Origin of the sequence: Haemophilus sp. UMB1048 (genome assembly GCF_030218125.1) — a bacterium.
GTDB lineage: Bacteria > Pseudomonadota > Gammaproteobacteria > Enterobacterales > Pasteurellaceae > Haemophilus_D.
Window position 1 is genome coordinate 1 of sequence record NZ_JASOPB010000108.1, and the last position, 269, is coordinate 269.

Consider the following 269-nt stretch of genomic DNA (forward strand, 5'->3'; position numbering starts at 1 on the left):
CATCTGTGCTTCGTTTGGCGTTTTCGGCATCACGGTGATGGTTTGCGACAAATCCGCCATCCGGCTGAACGGGAAGCCCGCGTTAGCAAAGGCGCGTAGATCCGGCATCGGGATGAAGTGGTAATACTTCGAGAAGTCGATGGTGGAGTCGTCACCAATCACCACATGATTCTGCACCGACTGGAAGGTAATGCAGTTATCCACCGAACCGCCCGGCATCGGGTTCATATACTCAAAGTCGAACCGCAGCTGGTTGGTCGCGCCCAGTT

The 269-nt window shown here is 55.0% G+C and carries 1 protein-coding gene; it reads right to left on the reverse strand.

Going from position 1 to position 269, the window contains the following annotated elements:
- A partial coding sequence (locus QP437_RS10085) for a cellulose biosynthesis cyclic di-GMP-binding regulatory protein BcsB (RefSeq protein ID WP_285267740.1) occupies nt 1-269 on the reverse strand: 269 nt, incomplete at both ends.